The organism is Sphaerochaeta halotolerans, from assembly GCF_003429665.1.
Classification (GTDB): domain Bacteria; phylum Spirochaetota; class Spirochaetia; order Sphaerochaetales; family Sphaerochaetaceae; genus Sphaerochaeta; species Sphaerochaeta halotolerans.
In genome coordinates, this window is sequence record NZ_QUWK01000002.1 from 189,398 (window position 1) to 213,380 (window position 23,983).

The following is a 23,983-nucleotide window of genomic DNA, read 5'->3' on the forward strand; positions in this document are numbered from 1 at the left end:
ACATATTTTCTCAATGGACAAGTTTGCGCCCGTCCAAATGCTTCTTTAATAATTACAAGCCGGAGGATGGATGAATAATTGGAAATTTAGCACACACTATTCATCCATATGTATGGTCTTAGATGAACAATATCTTTGGGGCCAAATAATCTGTCGCATTTGGCTACCATCACAACATGCAATTGTACGTGTATCGGAGGCAGATCTAAAACCTCTACATTCAGAGAGAATCAGTAAAACTGAAGAGTTTAGAATCTCATATATTGCTACAGCAGCAAAAATAGCAGAACTATTAGAGAATACCTCTGAGGATAATGACAGCACAGTTTTATTAGCTCCTATGGAATCAAATGTAATTCCTCTTCCCCATCAGCTTCATGCTTTGTCACGAGCTATTTCAGGTGATAGAGTACGGTACCTTCTTGCTGATGAAGTCGGCCTTGGTAAAACTATTGAAGCTGGACTAATTATGCAGGAGCTTAAGCTTCGTGGTTTGGTACGGCGAACACTAGTTGTTGCTCCTAAAAGCCTGGCTATGCAGTGGGTAGCAGAAATGGAAACCCACTTCAATGAGAATTTCGCATTGATAAATCCAGGAGATCTTGATGCTCTGGAACGACTAGAATGCTCAACCTCCTATATCGACGGAGCAGAGAGCTCTTCAGATTATAACCCCTGGTTGAAATTCAATCATGCGGTCGTAACATTGGATGCAGTCAAACCAGTGAGGCGTCGAAAAGGCTGGTCTGAAGAAAAAGTTCATCAGTACAATAAAAACAGATATGAAAGACTGCTCCAAGGCCAATGGGATCTTATTATTGTTGATGAGTCTCACCGTATTGGAGGTAGTACTGATCAGGTCTCCCGTTACAAACTTGGCCAGGGATTAGCAGAAGCAGCCACTTATCTTTTGCTCCTTTCAGCAACTCCTCATCAAGGGAAGTCGGATGCCTTCCACCGGTTAATCAGTCTGCTTGATCCAATGTCTTTTCCCGATCAAGAAAGTGTTACCCGAGAGAAAGTCTCTGAGTTCGTTATCAGAACAGAGAAGAGAAAAGCGCTGACCGCTGAAGGTGAACCTCTATTCAAACCTCGAACAACACAGACAATGGGAATCGATCTGAGTAGAAACCCCTCCCAAGTTGCTTTATATGAGGCTGTCACTGATTATGTTCGATTAGGCTATAATCGTGCAATCAAAGACAAGAAGCCTCATATAGGCTTTCTTATGGTGTTACTGCAGCGAATTGTTACCTCGAGTTCCCATGCCATCAGGACAACTCTGGAAAGACGTTTGAATGTGCTTGAGAATCTTAAATCTTCTCTCCATATTCCTACTTCTGATGAGTTAGAGGAACTAGTAGATCTCGATGGTCAGATGCAATTGGATTTCTTAATAGAGGTAGATGAAAAGGGCAGACATAATGAGATAGAAGAAGTTTCTTTCTTGCTTGGTCTGGCAAAAAAGGCTGAGCAAACGGGACCCGATATCAAGACAGATATCCTCATGGACCAGATATTCAGACTTCAAGGAGAAGAGAATAACGATCAATTGAAAATTATCATCTTTACGGAGTTTGTTGCTACCCAATCCATGCTGCAAACTTTTCTTGAAGAGAGGAATTTTCCGTGTTCAATCATCAATGGCTCCATGAGTATGGAGGAACGAAGAAAAGCTCAAAGAGATTTTAGAGAAAAGAATAGGATACTCATTGCCACTGATGCGGGAGGAGAAGGTCTAAACCTGCAGTTTTGCCATGTAGTTATCAATTATGACCTACCCTGGAATCCTATGCGTATAGAACAGAGAATCGGCAGGGTAGATCGTATCGGACAGTCGAAGATCGTAAGAGCTATTAATTTCGTGTATGAAGACTCTGTGGAAAGTAGGGTTCGTGAAGTTTTAGAGAGGAAATTATCGATCATCTTTGATGAAATGGGGATCGACAAATCCAATGATATCCTTGATACATCTCTTTCTGGTGAGCTGGTAGAGAAGATGATGACTCACATCATCATGGAAGAGGCTGACCCTGAAAAAGAAATAGAGCGGACTGTGAGAACAATCCAATTTGATTTGGCACAGGAACGCAATAAATGTGCTGTGTACAAGATATCAGAAGACCCCGAACCAGCTGCTGCTGTGAAGGTCAAGAATCATCCACTTCCCTTCTGGGTGGAACGAATGGTGATCAATTACGTAAAAATGAATGAACTGTCCGTAGAGAAAGATCTACTGGGCTGGAACTTCGTATGGCCGGATGGCGAAAAAGTATCTGGTGCAATATTTCACTCTCCTGATTCCACCTCAGATTCATTGAGATTGTCTTTGGAAAACCCAAAGGTCCGTGGTCTTATTCTCAACCTGCCACAACTGTTCTCTGGTCAGCCAGTACCATTAGTAGCGTTAGAAGGAGTTCCAGAAACAGTTAATGGCTATTGGGGACTATTTGAGATTACACTCACCATTCACAGTAACGAAACCAATCAAATACGACTTCCCGCAAAAAGGAAAGGGTATCAATGCGTGTTTGTCAGCAACAAGGGTAAACTATTCATACCTACTGCAAGATTCATCTGGGATCAGTTATTAACACTGGAACCTCAGATACTTCGAATGCTATCACCAGAGGAGTCTGTTCATTGCTTTGAAACCCTTTATGAAGCAGCTGCAACTGCTGGAGAGGAGCTTTTTAACCAGCTTAAGAATTCTCATGAAAAAGCAATTGAGAGAGAAAATCAGCGAGGAATGACAGCTTTTACTTTTCGGAGAAGATCGATACATAAAGTAGGTTTACCGGAAGTGAGAAATTACCGATTGCATAGACTGGAAGAAGATAAGCTTCAATGGCAGAGGGAACTAAAAAGCGCTGCCCAAGTGATCCCTGATATTCGTCCTTTATTAATCTTTTCTATTGGGGAGGTTCCTGGAGATGAGTAGCTGGAGAGATAATATCCTAAAGGAGTTCATTCCAAATATTTCTAAACTCACATTAGTAGCAGACCCAGATAGTCTACTATCAGAAGAAAAACTCTCGTCTGAGTTGCGAAAAAGAGGCTTTGATCTTATAGAATTCGATGATTCCATAGAATTCCGCTATGCCTATGAATCTAAATATCGATCTATCTGGGATCAAGGATTACATACAGACTTGGTTGTTATCTTGAGAGTTCAGAACTCAGAGCTATCAAATCTCCCTTATGATTTGCTTCAAGCAGGAAGAATTCTCTCTTTCAGTTTGGGAGCTATCTTCCCAAACTTCAGTTATCCAATTCTGGATTGTTTGGAACAGCATGTATTTGATGCTCTATTCAGAGCTCAAGAAGACACCTCCCCTGGGATTATGGGGGATAATGGCACTAAGGATTTCATACTGCGACATATATACAGTATTGCTCCTGAACTGATTAATACCGAAGTAGATCTTCTCCGATCACTACTAAGATTGCATTACGGTACAATAGAAATTCCAGAACCATTAGCTGATCGATTAGTCTCCCTCCTCCAGAATAATGTAACGTTCAAAGAATGGCCACTTGAAAGCATTGTCAAAGATTCCAAAGTTTTCTATGCCTTCATCCAGGAGCGATGGTCAATTTTCTTGGACAGCTACGATCAAGTCGAGCAGGTTATGGATTCGCCTTCCCCTTACGGGTTGCAGGTTTCAGGGCCTGCCCTTCTTCCTTTTGAACACCAGGATATCAGAATTTATATCGACAATCTGTTCGTTGAAGGAAAGCTATCGCCTGTTGAATATTCAAAACACAGTGTTCCAGCCAATTCCTGGATGTCCTGTGGGATAAAGACCGCTTCAGGTGATACAGAAGCTATACGAATAAATCGCCTATTTTCTATCGTAACTTCAAATTTGCCGAATGCCCAATCTCGTTACAATGAATGGCTGTCAATTGCCCTGCAATGGGGAGAACTCTCAGTATTAATTCATAACAACTCTGACGTAACGCTTCTTGAAAGATTTACATCACTGCAGACCGAGATTAATGGTATTTTTGCTGGATGGTTAACTGAATACTATGCAAGTCTTATAAATCTACCACCATCCACCCCTGTGATGGTTCATCATATTCCTCGGTTTCTCTCAAGGCAACTAGAAAGTAGTGATACGAAGAAAATAGCCTTATTAGTAATCGATGGTATGGCGTTTGATCAATGGATAACAGTAAAACACTCACTACAATCACAGGATCCAACACTGCTCTTCCGTGACTCGGCTGTTTTTGCTTGGATACCAACATTGACCTCTGTCTCAAGACAAGCAATCTTTGCCGGGAAACCACCCATATATTTCCCTAATTCAATATACAGTACAAACAGTGAAGAGAAATTATGGAAGCAATTCTGGCAAAGTCAGGGACTTCAGAAACAAGAGATTGCCTATAGAAGAAGTTTGGGTGATGAAAATATTGAAGACTGCCTAGAGGCCGTCATCAACCCGTATAAAACAACTGTTGCAGGTATGGTCATAGATACAGTTGATAAGATCATGCATGGTATGCAACTTGGGGCTCCCGGCATGCATAACCAGATTGCACAATGGTGTAAAACGGGATATTTGAAGAAAACCTTAGACTACCTTGATGAGCTCGGCTATGAGGTATGGCTGACTTCTGATCACGGTAATATTGAAGCTGTTGGGACCGGAAGAATTGCCGAAGGCTCATTGGTAGATAGTCGAGGTGAGAGGGTCAGGATATATCCTAATGTAGAATTAAGAAACCAAATTGCAGCTTCTTCAGTAGGCACTCGACTTTGGGCCCCTATAGGCTTGCCAGAAGATTTCTTTCCATTACTTGCAGATAATAACACTGCTTTCATCAAAGAAGGTGCAACTACAGTTGCCCATGGAGGGATCTCCATAGAAGAAGTCATTGTTCCACTTATTAAAATTGAAAGGATACCCCATAGATGAACAACAGGTATAACAAATTAGGTATTAAACAAACCATCCAGAAACACTGGATGGACTACACACTAAATATGCTGCTTGCAGGCTTGTCAGAAAAGGAGATTCGTTCAGAACTGGATACCTATCTATCAACCCAGAAACAAAGCGGTGGCATCGGAGAACGTGGTCAAAAAACCTATGGGATGGCAATCAGTATTCTATCATCCTGGATCTCTCCAGAGAAAGAATTGATTCCTTTCCGGGATAAAGCATTGAACTTGGCAAAAGTTATTCCTGATAGTGAATGGCTCCCTCTTCATTGGGCTGTGATTTCAGCTTCTTATCCTTTCTGGTTCAATACTGCAAAACAGACTGGTAGACTTTTTAATCTTCAGGAGAAAATAACCAAAGCTCAGGTTTTCAATAGATTAAAAGAATGTTATGGAGACAGGGAAACCGTTTCAAGAAATGCTCGTTATACTGTACGATCTTTTGTTGCTTGGGGAATTTTACAAGACACTGAAACCAAGGGAGTCTATACCAAAGCAAACCCCTTCATGATCGATAATCCTCAACAAGCGATACTGCTATTTGAAGCATACTTGCATACCCTTCCGGAAGCAAAAGCTGAATTAGGTTCGATCATCCATAACCCCGGATTCTTTCCCTTCCAAATGCAAAGCATGACAGGTGAGTACATTGCACAGAACAGTGATTTTTTGGAGGTTTCGAGATACAGCCTAGATAACGAGATTCTCAAGTTGAAGAACAATTAAAAGCAACTTAGCAAATTGCGATCTTGGGTATACGTGATCAATTGTACTCTACATGAGGAATTTGTTTGTTTCTTCATAACCACGATGTCCTACCGTATTTCATGGCAACCATGGGTACCAGATTTACCATGAAGAGGCCCATGATACAATCCAACTAACAGAGAGAAATCATCTTTGTTATATTTTCACCCCTATCCTTGCAAACTCCTTTGTATGGTCTATCATGAAAAAGGTACACCAATGAGGAGGGATCATTTTTCATGCAGGATACACCCCGTTGCATCGGTATATTCACCGCAGGTTTGGACGATGAATATCAGTCAGCCATCTGGCATGCCATTGAAAGGGAAGCAGAGAAGCGGAAGATGGGCACCATCTCCTTCATCGGTTCCCGACTTGGTTCGCCCATCGCCAGTGAAGCCTCCTCCAACCTTGCCTACCATCTTGCCTCCGAACAGACCATTGATGGTCTGATTATCATTGCATCTTCCCTTGCATCTTATTTCACCACCATGGACCTGAATAAATTTTTTGCCCCCTGGTCCTCGCTCCCCAGGGTGTCCATAGGTATGCACATGCAGGGTATGAGCGACATTACCGCTGAGGGGGAGGAGAGCATGCGTGCCTTGGTGGATCACCTGGTTTCGGTTCATCACAGGCATCGTTTTGCCATCATCACCGGGCCTAAAACCCATGAAGAATCAGTCAAAAGGCTTCATGCTTGTAGGCAGGCACTTGCAGAAAATGCTATCCCAATTGACGAGAAATTGATCAGGTCTGGGACATTCACCGATGAATCGGGTAGAGAGGTGGTACAGTACTTTATGGAATCGAAATGTTCTTTTGATGCCCTGATCTGCCTCAATGACCGAATGGCTTTCGGTGCCATGCAAGAACTTTCCAAATGGAATGTACATGTACCTGATGATGTATCCCTTATCGGATTTGATGGGATTGACCCCTCTCGCTACAGCATCCCTCCCTTGACGACGGTTGTGCAACCATTGCATGAGATGGGAGTCATCGCTGTTGATATTCTCGATAGGATTATGGCAGGGGGGGACGAGGAACACATTTCCCTGCCTTGTTCTCCGGTGATCAGGGAATCATGTGGCTGTAATCCGCACGTGCACTTTACCCCCGGCCTCCATGAGATGCCGAACTATGCAACCCCAGCCGAACATTTGGCCGTGGAAGACTTAATCCTTCTTGTCCAGCGAGGGGACTACCATCAGATGATTGCCCGCCTCAACCGTGCACTTGATGATACTGCCTCAGAAAGTGGTTCTCTTCACCTATGGAACGAGTATCTCTCGGTGGTGGAGTATAAATCGCGCAATCAGAGTACCCTCAGTGCCAAAACCCTCGCAATGCTCATGGGGGCAGCCCGTGCATTGACAGGCGATAAGATAGGGCGCTTCCAGGCAGCAAAACGTGTGGCAGCAGAAAACTCGTTTGAAACCCTCAGAAAGGTGAGCGCCATGCTCAGCGGAACCTTCGAGATAGGGGAGTTGATTACCAATTTGAAACACGGGTTGCAGTTATTTGGCATTGACCGAGGGTACCTGGTAAGATTCCTGAACCACAGCCGAAAAGCCAGGCTTATAATGACCGTTCAACAGGAAGTGCTCCCGCTTTCAGCCTTTTCGATGGATTTTCCTGCCCATCAGATTCTCCCTCCAAGCCTAGGCCCCCAGTGGAGGACTCACCGCTGGGTCTTGCTACCCTTGGTATATCTTGATGAACCACTTGGATACTTTCTGGTTCCCTTTGGCACCGTACGTCCTGCACTCTACGATGTGTTGCAAGAACAGATTTCCAGCAATTTGAAAGGTTCACTGCTTTTGCAGCAGATCAGGGAACATGAGAAGAATCTCGAGGAACAGGTCGCCTTACGTACAAGGGACCTTTCTCAGGAAATAAAGCGGAGAACTGAACTGGAACAAGAGGTCATGGACATTTCCACCAGGACAATGGAACGCATTGGGCAGGAACTGCATGATGACTTGTGCCAATACCTACTTGGCATCTCCCTGCTCGCCTCATCCGCAAAACAACAACTCGAAAACAATCAAGCATTGCAGAAAGAGAGCCTCGGGAAAATCAGCGAGCACCTCAGCGAAGCAATTAGAAAAATCAAGACCATCAGCCGTGGCTTGATGCCAATGGAATTGGAACCACACAGCTTTCTTGAGCGTCTGGAAGCCTTGGTAGGAGATAATCTCCGCTTGGGGTCAATTGATATCGATGTAAATGTGGACCCTGGTTTTGCCATACAGGACAGAACCCGGGAATTGAATATTTTCAGGATTGTCCAAGAAGCACTGACCAATGCCATCAAGCACTCACAGGCAAAGCATATTGAGATATCCTCATCAAAGAAGATTGACTCTCAAGGTGCGACTTTCCTCTTCCTGGAGGTCCGTGATGATGGAAATGGACTCCCCAAGCAGATGCAAGGGGATGGGCTTGGCCTGAGGATCATGCAGAACCGAGCTGCCATGGCTGATGCCAAGCTCACCCTCGAAAGTGATGACGAAGGAACCACGGTACAGATTGAGTTCAAGGAGTAGGAAATGTCCAACATTGTTCGATTTCTTATTGTAGATGACCACCCACTTTTCCGCCAAGGTTTGGTAAGTGTCATAGAGAATGTACGAACCTATCAAGTACAAGCCCAGGCAACCACCATCGCTGAGGCACTTTCCTTGTTGGATAAAACGGAGGTAGATGTTGCCCTTATCGATATCTCTCTGCAACAAGAGAACGGATTGGAGCTGGTAAAAACACTCAAGACGAGCAAGCCGGAAGTACAGTCAATCGTTGTCTCCATGTATGATGAGTTGATTTATGCCTCCAGTGCACTCAAGGCAGGTGCACGAGGCTACGTCATGAAACAGGAGGCAGCCTCCTCACTCTTGAAAGCCATTGATACAGTACTGAAAGGAAAGATATATCTTTCCGATGATATGCGGGAGCGGATATTGGACACCATGCTCCTGCAGGAATCTGCACAGGAGATTGACCCGGTGGAGTTGCTCAGTCTCCGCGAAATGGAAGTGCTGCGTCTGCTCGGACAGGGATATGGAGTGTCAGAAATCGGCAAGACGCTCAACCTCTCAGTGAAGACGATAAACGTCTACAGGGACAATATCCGCCACAAGCTCTCCATCAGTGATGCAGGAGCACTGCGTAAATTTGCCATCAAATGGGTGAAAAGCAACGAAATGTAATTTCCCTAGGATATTTGTCCTATCCAATTTCAAGGTAAAAGCCCAGTGGCGCTCTCCATACTGTTCACATAGCATTGTAATAGTAGGGCTCCCTAACCAGTACAGGCGTTGTACGAATACATGAGGAGAACTATGCAAGTCTCATTTATATGTCAGTTTGACATAGCGTTAAGTAAGGAGGAATCTGTATGAAACGGAACATGCGTATTGTAGTCAGTCTGTTACTGATATGTTGCATGAGTCTCTCTCTGTTCGCTGGTGGCCAGGCAGAAGGGGCAACGAAACCTGCTCGTAAGGTGATCAACCTGTGGAGCTTCACTGATGAAGTCCCCAAAATGTTGGAGAAGTACAAAGAACTGAATCCTGATTTCGATTATGAGATCAACACCACCATTATCGCTACCACCGATGGTGCCTATCAGCCAGCACTTGACCAGGCATTGGCTAGTAGCGGAGAGAATGCTCCTGACATCTACTGTGCTGAGTCTGCATTTGTCCTCAAGTACACCCAAGGCGACGCAGCTTACTTTGCAGCTCCCTACAAGGATCTGGGAATTGATGTAGACGCCAAGCTCAAGGAAGCTGACATTGCACAGTATACCGTTGATATCGGTACCAATCCTAACGGTGATTTGGTTGGCCTTGGTTACCAGGCTACCGGTGGTGCATTCATCTACCGTCGTTCTATCGCCAAGGATGTTTGGGGAACTGACGATCCTGCAGTAATCACCTCCAAAGTCGGTCCAGGTTGGGATAAATTCTTCAAGGCTGCTGAAGACCTGAAGAAGAAAGGCTACGGAATCATCAGTGGTGATGGAGACATCTGGCATGCCATTGAAGGCAGCAGTGAGAAGGGCTGGATTGTAGACGGAAAGCTCTACATTGATCCCGATCGTGAAGCATTCCTTGACATTGCAAAGATGCTGATTGACAAGGGCTACCACAATGATACCCGTGACTGGACTGATGCATGGTTTGCTGACATGAAAGACGCCGGTGACAAGCAGATCTTCGGTTTCTTTGGCCCAGCTTGGTTGATCAACTACGTCATGGCTGGCAACAGCGGTGGTACCAAGCCTGGTGAAGGCACCTATGGTGACTGGGCTGTTTGTGAACCTCCTGTTGGATTCTTCTGGGGTGGCACATGGGTACTCGCAAACAACAATAGTCCTGTCAAGGACGCAGTTGGTGACATCATCGAGTGGATTACGCTTGACAGCTCCAACACCGGTTTGCAGTATTACTGGGCCAACGGTACGCTCAACGGTCCTGGTGGAACCAAGGATACCGTTGCCTCAGGTACTGTCATGAGAAAGAGTGACGGAACTCTGGACTTCCTTGGTGGACAGGATATGTTTGATGTATTCGTTCCTGCTGGCAAGTTTGCTACTGGTAAGAATAAGACCCAGTATGATGAGACCATCAACATGTATTGGCGTGATCAAGTCCGTGAATACAGCTACGGCAAGAAGAGCCGCAGCCAGGCAATTGCAGACTTCAAGCAACAGGTTGCAGACAACCTCGCTATCGACGTTGATTAATCAATGACTGCCAGGTGTAGGACACTCCTGCACCTGGCTTCCTTTGCTCCAAGCATCGTAGGGAAGATATCGGTCGATGCACGGTGAATTTTTCTGGAGGACTTGCTCATGCGCAAAAACAACATCAGCTATGCAAAGTACGGGTATCTATTTTCCATCCCTTTCGTGCTTGCCTTTTTGATTTTCAATCTGTATCCGACAATATACACCGTTATTATAGGGTTTACTGACCTTAGGGGGCTAGGTCGTACTACCTTCAAGTTCTTGGAAGACCCTTTCGAGAATTACAAAAGTATCTTGAACAACGCAACCTTCATACGGTCGCTGCAAACTACCTTTATCATTTGGATTTTCAACTTCATCCCCCAGGTTCTCTTGGCACTACTGTTGACCGCATGGTTTACCAATCGACGGTTGAAGGTGAAGGCACAAGGCCTATTCAAGGTATTGATTTACATGCCGAATATCATTACCGCTGCGACCATCGCAATCCTATTTAATTCCCTTACCGGGTATCCCAAGGGACCACTCAATGATTTATTGATGAAACTAGGCATCCTGGATGCACCTATGAACTTCCACTTGCAAAGTGGAACAGCCCGCGGTGTTGTGTCCTTCATTCAGTTTTGGATGTGGTATGGCCACTCCATGATTATCTTGATCGCTGGCGTTTTGGGTATCAACCCGACGCTGTTTGAGGCTGCCGAGGTGGATGGGGCAACACCTACCCAGATTTTCTTCAAGATAACCTTGCCCAGACTGAAAACAATCCTGCTGTATGTACTGGTAACCGGCCTCATTGGCGGTATCCAGATGTTCGATATTCCGCGACTCTTCCTCTGGGGAGGTCCGGACAATGCAACACTCACCTCAAGTGTGTTCATCTACAACCAAGCCTTTGCGGGAAGCTATCTGTACAACCGTGCGTCAGCTGCAAGCATGATAGTCTTCATCATTATCCTGGTTCTTTCAGGCATCCTGTTCTACTCCATGCGTGACAGGGCTGAGATCAAGCTCAAGAAAACCGAAAGAAATAGGCTGAAGGAAGAAAAGAGGATGGGGGCAGTACGATGAAAGGAATGAGAGCAACAACCAACCTGACAAAGACAGGAATTTACATTGTTTGCATATTCTTGTCTGTCTTGAGCATATTCCCTTTCTGGGTCATGTTCATGAATGCAACACGTAGCACCTTTGAGATACAGCAGAATTCCATTGGTCTGGTTCCCTCCAAGTTTTTGCTCAGCAACTGGGAAATACTGCAAGGTAAGACGTTTGATCCAATCGTTGGGTTTGTGAACTCCATGCTTGTCAGCACGGGCGCAACACTCTGTGCAGTGTATTTTTCATCACTCACAGCCTATGCCTTGGTTGCGTACAGCTGGAAACTCCGTCAGCCGTTCTTTACCTTCATCATGGCTGTCATGATGATTCCGACCCAGGTAAGCGGTATTGGATTCTATCAGTTCATGTATCGAATCGGATGGACCAACAGCCTCTGGCCGTTGATCATCCCAGCAACGGCCACACCGGCGATGGTGTTCTTCATGCGGCAGTACCTGATGGCCTCGCTCTCCTTGGATATTGTCGATTCAGCAAGAATCGACGGGTCCAGGGAGTTCCATACCTTCAACAGAATCATTCTTCCCATCATGAAGCCTGCTATGGCCACGCAGGCAATATTTACCTTTGTGTTCAACTGGAACCGATTGTTTGAACCCTTGATTCTGCTTACCGATGGTGACAAATACACCATGCCCATCATGGTCAGTCTGCTCAGAGGAGATATCTACAAGACAGAGTACGGTGCGGTATACCTCGGGTTGTCCATGACCGTACTGCCGCTTTTCATAGTCTACTTTGCACTCTCAAAGCACATCATCGCTGGAGTCGCACTTGGAGCACTGAAAGAGTAGCCGGTCTTGGGGTACATGGATACTGAAATAAGGAGTTTGTAACATATGCAGCAGAATAAGGAACGTGCCTTGGAACTGCTTAGGAAGATGAGTATTGAAGAAAAAGTCTCCCAGTTGGTTTCGGCATGGCTTGAAATAGGATTAGATGGATCGTTGCACGTACGTGAGTATGGGCATGCTGAACTACATGATGGGGATGTCAAGGCAGAGGTTCTGGGGAAAGGCATCGGTCAACTCACCCGGCCCTACGGTACAATGGCAAATGATGCAGTGCGACAGGCCAAGGCGATCAATGAGCTGCAACGGTATCTCCTCAAGGAAACCCGCTTGGGAATTCCTGCTCTCCTGCATGAGGAGTGTCTCACCGGTGCCATGGTCAAGGGAGCGACGATTTTCCCCTCAGCCTTGAACTATGGCAGTACCTGGGAACCCTCATTGGTGGGCAACGTAGGAAAAGCAATTGGGGACGAACTCAGAAGTCTTGGGGTGCATCAAGGGCTTGCCCCTGTCCTGGATGTTGCTCGAGATGCGCGTTGGGGTCGTTTGGAAGAGACATACGGAGAAGATCCCTACCTATGCGGAGTTATGGGTATCGCGTATGTGCAGGGTCTGCAAGGAGAGAGAAGAAGCCCGATTGCAACACTGAAGCATTTTGTCGGGCACTCTGCCAGTGAAGGGGGGAGAAACCATGCACCGGTTCATATCGGGCCCACTGAACTGCGAAATACGTTTGCACTCCCCTTTGAGATGGTCGTCCGTCATGCCCATCCCGGCTCAGTGATGCCGGCGTATCATGACATTGATGGGGTACCTTGTACCAGCAATCGTTCCTTGATAACCGACTTGCTTAAACATCAATGGGGTTTCGATGGCTTAGTCGTCGCTGATTATGAGGCAATCGTCCAGCTCTTCCATGACCATCGCGTAGCAAGTGATATGGCTGAAGCCGCCGCTTTGGCCTTCAATGCTGGAATGGATATTGAACTACCTGGGTACACAGTCTTTAAGGAAGGGTTGATCGAAGCGCTGTATCGTGGCTTGATCACCAATGATGCGCTTGATGAGGCGGTGCTTCGGGTCTTACAGGAGAAGTACAACCAAGGGGTGTTCGAGCATCCGTTCATCAAGGAAGATGCGATTGAACTGGGGACGGAAAAGAACCATGCTCTTGCTGTAGAGGTAGCCGAGAAATCGCTTGTTCTGCTCAAGAATGATGGAACACTTCCTCTGAAGCAAGCAGGTTCAGTTGCCTTGGTCGGCCCGCTTGCAGACCATCCCTATGCCATGTTCGGTGGATACTCCACCCCGATTCATCTCCAGGGTTCCCATGGTCCCGAAGAGACAGTCCCTCTCCACGCAAAGACCATTCGTGCTGCCCTCTCTGAGGTATTGGGTGATGTCCCCTTGACCTTCGAGCCGGGGTGTATGCTCTATGAGAGCAAGGTGGAGAAAGCCATCTTTTTTCCAGGTGATGTTCCCGAAGAAGAAGAAGGTGTCCATGAGCTCAGCCAAGACACCCAGGGCATTGAGAAAGCAGTAGCCGCTGCCGTCTCATCGGATGTAACGGTCATGGTAGTTGGTGATATCGCCGGGCTGTTCCGACAAGGAACGGTCGGGGAGGGCTCTGATGCTGATAGCTTGAAGTTACCCGGGGTGCAAGAACAACTCATGGAGGCGGTCTTGGCAACAGGAAAACCTGTCGTGGTCGTCCTGGTAAGCGGAAGGCCGTACACCATGCACCATGCGGTGAGTCAAGCCAGTGCCATTCTTGCCACCTGGCTTCCCGGAGAAGGGGGAGGCGAAGCAATCGCACGTACTCTGGTGGGTTTGAACAATCCTGGTGGAAAAACGATACTCTCCTTCCCAAAGTGTGCTGGTTCGATGCCCTACGCGTACAACCACTTCAAGAAGGCAGGAGGATTGAAGGTCCAGCCGAAGTTCGGTGCCTTGTATCCCTTTGGCCATGGGCTCAGTTACACCACTTTTGATTGGGATGATTTTCAGGTGGAAAACCCAATGATCCAGGGTGATGAGGAATTCCATTTCTCACTAACGGTACGCAACGGGGGCACGTGTGGAGGTGATGAAGTCGTGCAGGTCTACCTGCAGGACAAGGTAGCCTCAATTGTTCGCCCTGTGAAAGAGTTGAAAGCTTTCTGTCGTGTTTCCTTGCAGCCGGGAGAGCAGAAGCGTATTTCCTTTACCATTCCTGCAGACATACTCTCCTTTGTCGGCAGTGATGCGAGAAGAGTCCTTGAACCTGGGTCCTTCTTGCTTCAAGTCGGCAAGAGCAGTGAAGATATTGTCTTCAGTGAGGAGATTGCAGTAGTAGGGAAGTCGAAAGTTTTTTCCAAGGACTGGCGATTTCTTTCCTCAGTTTCTGTCACTGATTGTACATAGTTGCTTTTTACCTCCCCGTTCGGCAACGTGCTTGGTCATCCCTGCGGCCTGGTACGTTGCCACTTTTCTTTTTCCCGGTGGATGCAACCTTGCATTTCTCGTCCAGTGGACTATCATCATAGATGAGGTGCCATGATGAACATGATGCGAGATGCCCAATATGCAGGTTCCTGGTATCCAAAGGATCCAGACGTGTTGCGACTCTTGGTGACAGAGTCGATTGAAGCGAGCAAGAAACGGGAAACCTACCAGAAAGGACCCTATAGGTTTGCGGTTCTCCCGCACGCTGGGTTGTTCTACTCGAGTGCAGGTATTGCTCCTTTCTTTACCTCAGGTCTAGAAGGGATTGAGAAAATCCTTATCATTAGTCCCAGTCATTATACCAACCTGCCGGAGAATCTTCTTGTGAGTGCTCCACTCGCTGGATGTAGGACACCCCTTGGCACTGTGGAATCATTCAATCTCGCGAATACCCAGAGCCAATGGTTCTCTGCCATCCAGAGTGAACATGCCCTTGAGATGGTCCTCCCGTATATTGCAGCACAGAACAGTTCTGTGAAGGTATCCCTTGCCATGATCAGCCATTTCAGCGACGCAGAAGCAATAGACAATGTTGCACGCTCACTGTTGGATGAACTGGGGCAAGGTGAATTGGAAGCTGGACGGACAGCCATCATTGCCAGCAGTGATTTCACCCATTATGGACCCCGGTTCGGGTATACGCCTTATGGAAACAGGGCTGGGGGTATGGTGAAGGAAGATGATTTGAGTTTAGCTCATTTGCTGGTTGAGGGCCGTGTAGCTGAAGCCTTCGCGTTCTGCGCATCGAAGCATTCCACCGTATGTGGGTACGCTGCTGCCTTGTTGGTCGCATCCATCGCCCAGCGGATGCATTGTAACGGGTGGGTAGCCGACTACTACACATCCCTTGATGTATCCTCATCAAATGACGCAAATTTTGTCGCTTATTCAACGATTCTTTGGAGGTAGGAAATGAACTGTGTTGAGCAAAAGACCCTTTTGGCTCTGGCCAGAGAGGCAATAACAAGTACGCTTACCCACTGTGAAACACCGATTTATGATCAAATGAAGAGGGAGGACCAACCGCCTTACTCCAATGAGTTGGGGTGTTTTGTTACAATACATACCAAGGAAGGGACATTGCGTGGTTGCATAGGCAATCTCTGGGGCAGGGGACCTCTCTGGCAGGAAGTGCCGAAACTGGCAAGGGAGTCTGCTTTCAGTGACCCCCGTTTCCATCCCCTGAGAGCAGAAGAATTGGAACAGGTGGTCCTCGAAATCTCCTTGCTTTCCAAGTTGCAATCCATTGATGACTGGAAACAGATTAGGATTGGAATTGATGGTGTACTCTTGAGTCATGGATACCATCGATCAGTATTCCTTCCTCAGGTAGCAACCGAGCAAGGATGGGATCTGGAGACAATGCTCAGCCAGCTTGCAATGAAGGCCGGCCTTGATCCTGAGGCTTACACAGACCAAGCCTGTCGTTTTGAAGTGTTCCAGGCCCAGGTATTCAAAGAGGATGTGTCGTGAGTGGAACAGCGTACCTTGTTTGTGATTACTGTTACCGTCATTGCCGGTTGAAGGACAAAGAAGTTGGCTTCTGCGGGGTGCGGGAGCGTTCAAGAGATGTAATCTTTACCCATAATTATGGTGGATTAGTGGCTATTGCTGTAGATCCGGTGGAGAAAAAGCCACTCTATCACTTCCTGCCTGGAACCAATACCCTCTCCATTGCCATGTTCGGATGCAACTTGACCTGCAGTTTCTGCCAGAACTATGCAATCAGCCAGAAGGCATGGGATTCAAGTGCTCAGCGGACCTATTATACGGCCAGAGAAGTGGTCGATCTCGCTCGGGAAAAACAGTGTCCTTCCATCAGTTTCACCTATAGTGAACCCTTGGTTTGGCAGGACTATATGATTGAAGTGGCAACCCTCGCAAAACAAGAAGGACTCAAGACCATCATGGTGAGTAATGGAACCTTCAGCGAAGAAGCCTTGCATAGGATCAACCCCTGTATTGATGCGTTCAATATTGACATAAAAGGGGATGATGCGTTCTACCATGGTTACTGTGGGGGTAGCGGCCGTCCGGTGTGGAAGGCGCTTGAACAGATAGCTCAAAGTAAGGCGCATCTGGAAGTGACTACCATGGTCATGGAAGGAGTGCATACAATCGAGATGATTACCTCCATAGCCAACAACCTTTTTTCAGCAGGTATCCAAGTCTGGCATCTGAGTCGGTATTTTCCACGGTACCAGGAGCAGAGGCATGAAACCAGCGAACAGTACCTGGAAGCAATGGTAAAAGAAGTACGTTCCAGTCATATTCCTTATGTGTACCCAGGGAACTCTTCCCTAGATCAGAATACCTATTGCCCACAGTGCAAGGCACTACTGATCCGACGTACCTGGGCTTTTCATGACAGTAGCATTGACCAATCCCACTGCCCGGTATGTGGTCATCATATCTATGGTACTTGGTTGTAGCTTCTTGCAATCAAAACCATAGCGCGGTACTATCACCGCTATGGAAACAACACCTACTACTCAGTATGTAAAGCGTGCCTACGCTCTCAGAGAAAAAGGATACAACTGTGCTCAAGCGGTTGCTTGTAGTTTTGCCGATGTCGTGGGCATGGACGAACAGGAACTCTTTGTTATAAGCGAAGCCTTCGGCGGGGGAATGGGTGGCCATAAGGCAACCTGTGGAGCGGTCAGCGGAGCTGTCTTGATCATCAGCTTGCTTACCAGCGGCGGCAGTGTGGAAGCTGCAACAAAGCAGACTACCTATGCACATGCAGGTGAAATAGTGGACGGGTTCTTGGCGCAGAACGGTACGTTGGTCTGCAGTGAACTCAGGGGTGATGATACTGGCATTGTGTTGCGAACTTGTGACCTTTGCGTTGAGGATTCAGTTGTTTTGTTGCATAAACTGTTGCATAGGATTGGTAAAACCTCTTAGTACCGCTATTTATTCTCCTAGGTCATAAGACAGAGTTGTTCTACTGTATATATTTTGTTGCATAGGTATTGCATAAATGCAACGATTTCGCTATCGTACGTCTATGCAAACAACCCAGAAAAACCGTGTGGCTGTGCTGCTTGGCAGCGAACATGATGCACCGTTGGTCGAAGGGGCCTTTACGGTCTTGCAGGAGCTGGATATTCCTTTTGAGGCACATATTCTCTCAGCACATCGAAGTAATGAAGCTGCAATCCGATTTGCAGAAAAAGCAGCTGAAGAAGGGTATGCCGTACTCATTGCTGCGGCGGGAAAAGCCGCCCACCTTGCGGGGGTATTGGCAAGTAGAAGTCTCCTGCCAGTGATAGGAATCCCCCTTTCAGCCTCGCTGGGCGGAATGGATGCCTTGCTTTCCACGGTCCAGATGCCCAACGGCTATCCTGTGGCAACTGTAGCCATTGATGGGGCAGCCAATGCGGCACTGCTTGCCGCCCAAATCCTGGCCCTTGGCGATGAGAATCTCTCTTTCCGCATACAAGAACGGAGAAAAGCGATGGCCGAGAAAGTTGCTCAGGCTGATGAGCGTTTTCATAGGAGCTTTACCCCTAACCGGTAAGGCTCTTTTGTATAGGAGAGGACACAGATGCAAAAGCGAACCATGCTCTATGAAGGGAAGGCGAAGCGGTTGTATGAGACTGATGACAAAGATTTGTACATCGTTTCCTACAAGGATGATGCCACGGCGTTCAATGGAAAGAAGCGAGGCTCGATACTTGGCAAGGGGGCGATTAACAACAAGGTCACCAATCATATGATGCAACTATTGGAGGGGGAGGGTATCCCAACTCATTTTGTTACACAACTCAGTGAAACCGATACCTTGGTCAAAGCGGTAACGATCATACCTCTGGAGGTGATCGTACGGAATATTGCAGCCGGTTCACTCTCCTCCCGTCTAGGCTTGGAGGAAGGTGTGCATCTTGCAACTCCCGTCCTGGAGTTCTGTTATAAGAGGGATGATCTTGATGACCCCATGGTGAACATGTATCATATCAAGGCTCTCTCCTTGGCAACGGACGAACAGGTACAGCAGATAACCAGCTATGCTTTACGCATCAATGAGGTTTTATGCTCCTATCTTAGGGACTTGGGAATTACCTTGGTCGATTTCAAGCTGGAGTTTGGAATGACCTCAAGTGGGCAGTTGCTCCTCAGCGATGAGATTTCACCCGATACTTGCAGGTTCTGGGATACAAAAACCAACAAAAAACTGGATAAGGATCGCTTCAGAAGGGATCTTGGCGATGTCGAGGCAGCGTACCAAGAACTATTGTCACGACTGATGGGAGATGCCTGATGACATCTCTCAATGAGGCTTGCGGTGTATTCGGCATCTACAGTCCCTCTTCTGTTGCTGTCAATCAAGCATGCTTCAAAGGTCTGTATGCTCTGCAGCACCGGGGACAGGAGGGGTGTGGGATTGCCTTCAACTGTGATGGAGTGTTGAGTGTCACCAAGGACGTGGGTTTGGTTGCCGACGTATTTGCATACCCCCCTGAGCTACCCGTTGGTACAACTACGATGGCCATAGCCCATACCCGCTATGGGACAAGTGGAGAGAGAAGCCCGGAAAATGTCCAACCGTTGATTTTCCACCACATGCTGGGAAGCCTAGCCCTGGCTCACAATGGGAATCTGACCAATGATACACAGCTTCGTCGTACCTTGGAACTGAAAGGTTCACTCTTTCACTCCTCGAGTGACACCGAAGTATTTGCCCATATCCTTACCAGCCATCGCCTGGTCTGCCAAAGCCTGGAAGATGCACTGTCCAAGACCATGGATGAGGTGGAAGGAGCCTACTCCCTTTTGGTGATGAATGAAGACTCCCTCATCGCGGTACGTGATCCCCATGGTTTCCGCCCACTGTGCCTCGGCAAACTGGAAGATGGCTACGTGTTTGCCAGCGAAAGTTGTGCACTCGATGCTGTTGGGGCACAGTTCCTTCGGGATATTGAACCTGGGGAAATCTGCATCATTGATGGAAAGGATGGAACAATACATTCCAACACATCGCATTGCAAAAGCGTTGCTACGAGTCTTTGTGTCTTTGAGCTCATCTATTTTGCCCGTCCCGACAGTGTTATAGATACCATCAGCGTTCATGAAGCCAGAATTCGTAGTGGTGCATTCCTTGCCTTGGAGCATCCCTCTCAGGCAGATGTGGTCATTGGAGTGCCAGATAGCGGGATTGATGCTGCAATAGGGTATTCCAGACAGTCTGGGATACCCTATGGAATTGGATTTATCAAGAACAAGTACATCGGAAGGACCTTTATCCAACCCGAGCAGGGAGAGAGGGAGAGTACGGTACGGATCAAGCTCAATCCGATTAGCTCCACGGTACGGGGGAAACGTGTGGTCTTGATTGATGATTCCATCGTGAGAGGGACTACGAGCAAGCGAATTGTCCGATTGCTCAGGGAAGCCGGGGCAAAAGAGGTTCATTTGCGCTCTTCAGCTCCACCCTTTCTATTTCCCTGCTATTACGGCACTGACATCGACTCAAAGAAAGATCTCTTTGCCTGCAACCATGATCATCAATCCATGGAAACAATACTCGGTGTCGACTCACTTGGGTTTCTTACCACTGACCAAGTGATAAAGCTTTCAGATCATCCGGGCATAGGGTTCTGCCGAGCATGTTTTACCGGTGAATACCCCTGTCCGAAAGAGGCATAGGAGTCAAGATATGCAAACACAAAGATATGCTGAGGCTGGAGTGGATGTGAGGCGTGGCTACAAAGCAGTAGAGCTGATGAAGAAGCATGTTGCCACCACCATGATTGATGGGGTACGCTCAGATCTTGGCGGATTCTCCGGGCTTTTTGAACTGGATTTGGAGGACACCCCCCATCCTGTTCTTGTATGTGGGACTGACGGGGTAGGGACCAAACTCAAGATTGCATTTGCCCTCGACCGCCATGATTCAGTAGGCATCGATTGTGTTGCCATGTGCGTCAATGATGTCATCTGCTGTGGTGCTAAGCCTCGTTTGTTTCTCGATTACATTGCCTTAGGTCTCCTTTCACCACTGAAAGTGGAACAGATTGTCAAAGGGGTTTCCAAAGGGTGCAGGCAGGCCGGATGTGCCCTCATCGGTGGGGAGACTGCCGAGATGCCTGGGTTCTACCAGGAAGGAGAGTATGACCTGGCAGGGTTCTGTGTTGCCGTGACAGAAAAAGAAAAAATCTTCGACCCTGGTACTATCAAACCTGGGGATTGCCTGCTTGCTCTCCCTTCCTCTGGGGTGCATTCCAATGGATTCTCCCTGATCAGGCAGGTCTTTAGCCTTGATGCAGATCCTTCACTGCTCTTTCACTGGTATGAATCGCTTGGCTGTACCCTGGGCGAAGAATTGCTCACGCCAACACGCATCTACGTTTCACAGGTGCTTGCACTAGCAAAGCAGATTACCATAAAGGGGGCCAGCCACATTACCGGAGGAGGTTTTTATGAGAATATCCCAAGAATGCTTCCCCTTGGGCTAGGGGCTGCGATTAAGAAAGAATCCATCAAGAAGAAACCGATTTTCAGCCTTATCCAGAGCACAGGTTCAATCCCAGATGATGACATGTATGCCACGTTCAATATGGGGGTGGGAATGGTGCTTGCCATCGACAAGGAAGACGCGGATTTTGCGCTTTCCCTTATTCCTGATGCATGGGTGCTGGGAGAGGTGACAGATTCAGCTAAGGTAGTGATTGCATGATTCGCATCGCTGTACTGGCAAGCGGGAGTGGTACCAACCTCCAGGCCATGCTTGATGCTGTTGATGCAGGGTTGCTCAGGCATGGCACGGTAGTTCTGGTCGTCAGCGACAAGCATGATGTACCAGCCTTGCGTCGTGCAAAACAGAAGGGGATCACTGCGGTTGCCCTTGACAAGAAACAGCTCAAGACGGCACGGTTTGAGAGTGAGCTCTTGGATTTGCTCAGTGCTTACCGGATAGATTTGGTGGTTTTAGCAGGTTTTTTGACAATTCTCGGTGGCAATGTGGTGAGACAGTACCCTGAGAGGATTCTTAATATCCACCCCTCCTTGATACCCAGTTTCTGTGGAAAAGGGTATTATGGCAGACGTGTACACGAGGCTGCCTTGGCACGTGGGGTGAAACTCAGCGGGGCAACCGTGCACATTGTCAGTGATGAAGCTGATGCCGGTCCTATACTCGCACAGCGAGCACTACAGGTACAGGATGATGATACGCCGGAAAGTCTGGGGAAGCGGATTCTGGAGACTATCGAGTGGAAATTGCTTCCTGAAACCGTGGAGCACTATTGTCAGCTATTGGAGCATGAAATGAATTTGAACACAGCACTGCAGGCACAACGGTATCCTGGGAGGGGTATTATATGTGGATTGAATGATGAAGGTAAGAGCATTGTTGCCTACTTCATCACCGCCCGTAGCGAACACAGCAAGAATCGTCGTCTGGTTGCAGAGTCCGGAACCGTAAGGACCGAGGCGATTGATGAGCGTTTGGTCAAGGATCCTTCCTTGATTATCTACCGCGCAATGGACACGTATGAAAAGCAACTTGTTGTCTCCAACGGAGACCAGAGTGATACAATCCTCACCTACCTTGCTGAAGGCAAGGGGATGGAAGAGGCGCTGGAGAGCCGCACCTATGAGCCCGATGCCCCAAACTATACCAGCCGTATCAGCGGCTTGGTGGATCTGTCAGGTGGAGGAGCGTACACACTTTCCATCCTGAGGAGGAAGAAAGGGGAGTGTGAAAGGGCTTTGTTTTCGTTTCCACAACCAACAAAGGGAGAGGGACATCTCATCCACACCTATGAAGGTGAGAAAGACCCACTCGCTCCTTTTGCAGGGAAGCCAAAGCAGGTGGTACTGAAAGGGTCGGGGGCGGAGATTGCAAACCAAATCTGGGATAACCTTGATGAATCGTATCGGGTAGCACTCTGTGTCCGCGAAACAAATCTTTCGGTAGGTTCATTTGAATTGTTTTTGATCAATGCAGAGAAGGGGAGGTAGATGGTGGATTATTTGGATTTGAAGTATGGGTGCAATCCCAACCAAGGACAGGCACGGATCAGTATGGAAGCAGGAAATCTTCCCTTGCAGGTGCTTTGCGGAAGCCCAGGATACATCAACCTATTGGATGCGCTCAATGGATGGCAGCTGGTCAGTCAACTTTCTGGGGCAACCGGACTCAGCGCAGCCGCCTCGTTCAAGCACGTCAGTCCGGCAGGTGCGGCCGTCTCTCTTGCGTTGAATGAAACAGAGCGAAAGATGTACTTCATCGGTGAGGATGAAGAGCTTTCTCCTCTTGCCACTGCCTATGTGCGTGCCCGTGGTGCCGACCGAATGTCCTCATTCGGGGATTTTATCAGCCTCAGTGACCGCTGTGATGTGCAAACAGCACGAATCATCAAGCGGGAAGTCTCTGACGGAGTCATCGCTCCATCCTATGACCCCCAAGCGCTTGCCTTGCTGCAGAAGAAGAAAGGTGGCAAGTATGTTGTGTTGCAGATTGATTCCACATATGAGCCTCCTTTGCTTGAAACAAGAAGTGTGTATGGCATAACCTTCACACAAGAGCGGAATACAGTAGTGTTGGATGCATCAGTCCTGGAACCTATTGTTACAAAGAACAAGAATTTGCCTGAGGAAGCTCGTCTCGATCTCCTTGTTGCACTCAATGCATTGAAGTACACACAATCAAATTCGGTGTGTTTTGCCAAGCGTGGACAGACCATAGGGGTGGGAGCGGGACAGCAATCCAGAATCCATTGTACCCGGCTTGCAGGAGATAAGGCCGATGCCTGGCATCTTCGTCAATCGGGACGAGTGCTTGACCTTCCTTTCCTTCCCACCTTAAGCAGGAATGAGAAGGATAATGCAGTGGAGGCGTATCTGCGCTCCGAGATCCAAGACCCGAAGCACTATTTCAGTGAGGAAGTGCCTCCACTCACAGAACAGGAAAAGCAGGATATCATTGCATCCTGTACCGATGTGAGTCTTGCAAGTGATGCATTCTTCCCGTTTAGTGACAATATCGAGAGGGCTGTACAGAGCGGTGTCTCCTACATTGTGCAAAGTGGAGGTTCCCTGCGTGACGATGCAGTGATCAAGGCGTGCGATGAGCATGGCATCCTGATGGTGTGCAATGCGATACGCTTGTTCCATCACTAAGCG

General features: G+C 47.6%; 19 protein-coding genes. All 19 read left to right on the forward strand.

The genetic code is table 11. The features are described from left to right. Nucleotides 1–70 precede the first annotated feature (70 nt). Nucleotides 71–2,941, forward strand: coding sequence for a DEAD/DEAH box helicase (locus DYP60_RS02430; RefSeq protein ID WP_117329279.1), 2,871 nt, complete (start codon nucleotides 71–73; stop codon nucleotides 2,939–2,941). Continuing rightward, entirely contained in the window at nucleotides 2,934–4,931 is a 1,998-nt protein-coding gene (pglZ, locus tag DYP60_RS02435; protein WP_117329280.1) for a BREX-3 system phosphatase PglZ, read from the forward strand. Before DYP60_RS02430 ends, pglZ begins: the two co-directional genes overlap by 8 nt. Beyond that, the gene (locus tag DYP60_RS02440; RefSeq protein ID WP_117329281.1) at nucleotides 4,928–5,683 is read left to right on the forward strand and encodes a hypothetical protein; all 756 of its coding nucleotides are present in this window, start codon (nucleotides 4,928–4,930) and stop codon (nucleotides 5,681–5,683) included. Before pglZ ends, DYP60_RS02440 begins: the two co-directional genes overlap by 4 nt. A 260-nt stretch (nucleotides 5,684–5,943) precedes the next feature. Next, nucleotides 5,944–8,256, forward strand: a complete 2,313-nt coding sequence (locus tag DYP60_RS02445) for a substrate-binding domain-containing protein (protein WP_117329282.1) — start codon at nucleotides 5,944–5,946, stop codon at nucleotides 8,254–8,256. Nucleotides 8,257–8,259: 3 nt separating this feature from the next. Next, nucleotides 8,260–8,916: a response regulator transcription factor gene (locus DYP60_RS02450; protein WP_117329283.1), complete on the forward strand. Its 657-nt coding sequence runs from the start codon at nucleotides 8,260–8,262 to the stop codon at nucleotides 8,914–8,916. Between the two features lie 188 nt (nucleotides 8,917–9,104). Then, a complete protein-coding gene (locus DYP60_RS02455; RefSeq protein ID WP_117329284.1) occupies nucleotides 9,105–10,457 on the forward strand; it encodes an ABC transporter substrate-binding protein in 1,353 nt (450 codons plus the stop codon). A 108-nt stretch (nucleotides 10,458–10,565) separates the two neighbouring features. Further along, nucleotides 10,566–11,531: a carbohydrate ABC transporter permease gene (locus tag DYP60_RS02460; protein ID WP_117329285.1), complete on the forward strand. Its 966-nt coding sequence runs from the start codon at nucleotides 10,566–10,568 to the stop codon at nucleotides 11,529–11,531. Next, nucleotides 11,528–12,373: a carbohydrate ABC transporter permease gene (locus DYP60_RS02465; protein ID WP_117329286.1), complete on the forward strand. Its 846-nt coding sequence runs from the start codon at nucleotides 11,528–11,530 to the stop codon at nucleotides 12,371–12,373. The genes DYP60_RS02460 and DYP60_RS02465 overlap by 4 nt, the downstream gene beginning before the upstream one ends. 45 nt (nucleotides 12,374–12,418) lie before the next feature. Next, nucleotides 12,419–14,773, forward strand: a complete 2,355-nt coding sequence (locus DYP60_RS02470) for a glycoside hydrolase family 3 N-terminal domain-containing protein (RefSeq protein ID WP_117329287.1) — start codon at nucleotides 12,419–12,421, stop codon at nucleotides 14,771–14,773. Between the two features lie 135 nt (nucleotides 14,774–14,908). Further along, a complete protein-coding gene (gene amrB, locus DYP60_RS02475; RefSeq protein ID WP_160525252.1) occupies nucleotides 14,909–15,763 on the forward strand; it encodes an AmmeMemoRadiSam system protein B in 855 nt (284 codons plus the stop codon). 3 nt (nucleotides 15,764–15,766) lie between these two features. Continuing rightward, on the forward strand, nucleotides 15,767–16,327 hold the full coding sequence (amrA, locus tag DYP60_RS02480; protein ID WP_117329289.1) for an AmmeMemoRadiSam system protein A: 561 nt from the start codon (nucleotides 15,767–15,769) through the stop codon (nucleotides 16,325–16,327). Beyond that, nucleotides 16,324–17,286, forward strand: a complete 963-nt coding sequence (locus DYP60_RS02485) for a radical SAM protein (protein WP_117329290.1) — start codon at nucleotides 16,324–16,326, stop codon at nucleotides 17,284–17,286. The genes amrA and DYP60_RS02485 overlap by 4 nt, the downstream gene beginning before the upstream one ends. Nucleotides 17,287–17,326: 40 nt before the next feature. Then, nucleotides 17,327–17,761: a C-GCAxxG-C-C family protein gene (locus DYP60_RS02490; protein WP_117329291.1), complete on the forward strand. Its 435-nt coding sequence runs from the start codon at nucleotides 17,327–17,329 to the stop codon at nucleotides 17,759–17,761. A gap of 103 nt (nucleotides 17,762–17,864) precedes the next feature. Beyond that, nucleotides 17,865–18,377, forward strand: a complete 513-nt coding sequence (purE, locus tag DYP60_RS02495) for a 5-(carboxyamino)imidazole ribonucleotide mutase (protein ID WP_117329405.1) — start codon at nucleotides 17,865–17,867, stop codon at nucleotides 18,375–18,377. Nucleotides 18,378–18,404: 27 nt separating this feature from the next. Next, entirely contained in the window at nucleotides 18,405–19,118 is a 714-nt protein-coding gene (purC, locus tag DYP60_RS02500) for a phosphoribosylaminoimidazolesuccinocarboxamide synthase (RefSeq protein ID WP_117329292.1), read from the forward strand. Beyond that, nucleotides 19,118–20,503, forward strand: coding sequence for an amidophosphoribosyltransferase (gene purF, locus DYP60_RS02505; RefSeq protein WP_117329293.1), 1,386 nt, complete (start codon nucleotides 19,118–19,120; stop codon nucleotides 20,501–20,503). The genes purC and purF overlap by 1 nt, the downstream gene beginning before the upstream one ends. Before the next feature lie 10 nt (nucleotides 20,504–20,513). Next, complete coding sequence (gene purM, locus DYP60_RS02510) at nucleotides 20,514–21,533, forward strand: phosphoribosylformylglycinamidine cyclo-ligase (protein WP_117329294.1); 1,020 nt, start codon at nucleotides 20,514–20,516, stop codon at nucleotides 21,531–21,533. Beyond that, on the forward strand, nucleotides 21,530–22,819 hold the full coding sequence (purN, locus tag DYP60_RS02515; protein WP_117329295.1) for a phosphoribosylglycinamide formyltransferase: 1,290 nt from the start codon (nucleotides 21,530–21,532) through the stop codon (nucleotides 22,817–22,819). The genes purM and purN overlap by 4 nt, the downstream gene beginning before the upstream one ends. Further along, nucleotides 22,820–23,980 carry a phosphoribosylaminoimidazolecarboxamide formyltransferase gene (locus DYP60_RS02520; protein ID WP_338067790.1) on the forward strand — a complete coding sequence of 387 codons (1,161 nt, stop codon included), beginning with the start codon at nucleotides 22,820–22,822 and terminating at the stop codon, nucleotides 23,978–23,980. It begins immediately after the preceding gene. Nucleotides 23,981–23,983 lie beyond the last annotated feature (3 nt).

Excerpts from the sequence above, each read along its gene's own strand:
- DYP60_RS02470 (WP_117329287.1), top strand. The coding sequence starts at position 12,419 with ATGCAGCAGAATAAGGAACGTGCCTTGGAACTGCTTAGGAAGATGAGT.
- DYP60_RS02440 (WP_117329281.1), top strand. The coding sequence starts at position 4,928 with ATGAACAACAGGTATAACAAATTAGGTATTAAACAAACCATCCAGAAA.
- pglZ (WP_117329280.1), top strand. The coding sequence starts at position 2,934 with ATGAGTAGCTGGAGAGATAATATCCTAAAGGAGTTCATTCCAAATATT.
- DYP60_RS02460 (WP_117329285.1), top strand. The coding sequence starts at position 10,566 with ATGCGCAAAAACAACATCAGCTATGCAAAGTACGGGTATCTATTTTCC.
- amrA (WP_117329289.1), top strand. The coding sequence starts at position 15,767 with ATGAACTGTGTTGAGCAAAAGACCCTTTTGGCTCTGGCCAGAGAGGCA.
- DYP60_RS02445 (WP_117329282.1), top strand. The coding sequence starts at position 5,944 with ATGCAGGATACACCCCGTTGCATCGGTATATTCACCGCAGGTTTGGAC.
- DYP60_RS02465 (WP_117329286.1), top strand. The coding sequence starts at position 11,528 with ATGAAAGGAATGAGAGCAACAACCAACCTGACAAAGACAGGAATTTAC.
- DYP60_RS02490 (WP_117329291.1), top strand. The coding sequence starts at position 17,327 with ATGGAAACAACACCTACTACTCAGTATGTAAAGCGTGCCTACGCTCTC.
- DYP60_RS02455 (WP_117329284.1), top strand. The coding sequence starts at position 9,105 with ATGAAACGGAACATGCGTATTGTAGTCAGTCTGTTACTGATATGTTGC.
- purC (WP_117329292.1), top strand. The coding sequence starts at position 18,405 with ATGCAAAAGCGAACCATGCTCTATGAAGGGAAGGCGAAGCGGTTGTAT.
- purN (WP_117329295.1), top strand. The coding sequence starts at position 21,530 with ATGATTCGCATCGCTGTACTGGCAAGCGGGAGTGGTACCAACCTCCAG.
- DYP60_RS02430 (WP_117329279.1), top strand. The coding sequence starts at position 71 with ATGAATAATTGGAAATTTAGCACACACTATTCATCCATATGTATGGTC.
- DYP60_RS02450 (WP_117329283.1), top strand. The coding sequence starts at position 8,260 with ATGTCCAACATTGTTCGATTTCTTATTGTAGATGACCACCCACTTTTC.
- amrB (WP_160525252.1), top strand. The coding sequence starts at position 14,909 with ATGAACATGATGCGAGATGCCCAATATGCAGGTTCCTGGTATCCAAAG.
- DYP60_RS02520 (WP_338067790.1), top strand. The coding sequence starts at position 22,820 with ATGGTGGATTATTTGGATTTGAAGTATGGGTGCAATCCCAACCAAGGA.
- purM (WP_117329294.1), top strand. The coding sequence starts at position 20,514 with ATGCAAACACAAAGATATGCTGAGGCTGGAGTGGATGTGAGGCGTGGC.
- purE (WP_117329405.1), top strand. The coding sequence starts at position 17,865 with ATGCAAACAACCCAGAAAAACCGTGTGGCTGTGCTGCTTGGCAGCGAA.
- purF (WP_117329293.1), top strand. The coding sequence starts at position 19,118 with ATGACATCTCTCAATGAGGCTTGCGGTGTATTCGGCATCTACAGTCCC.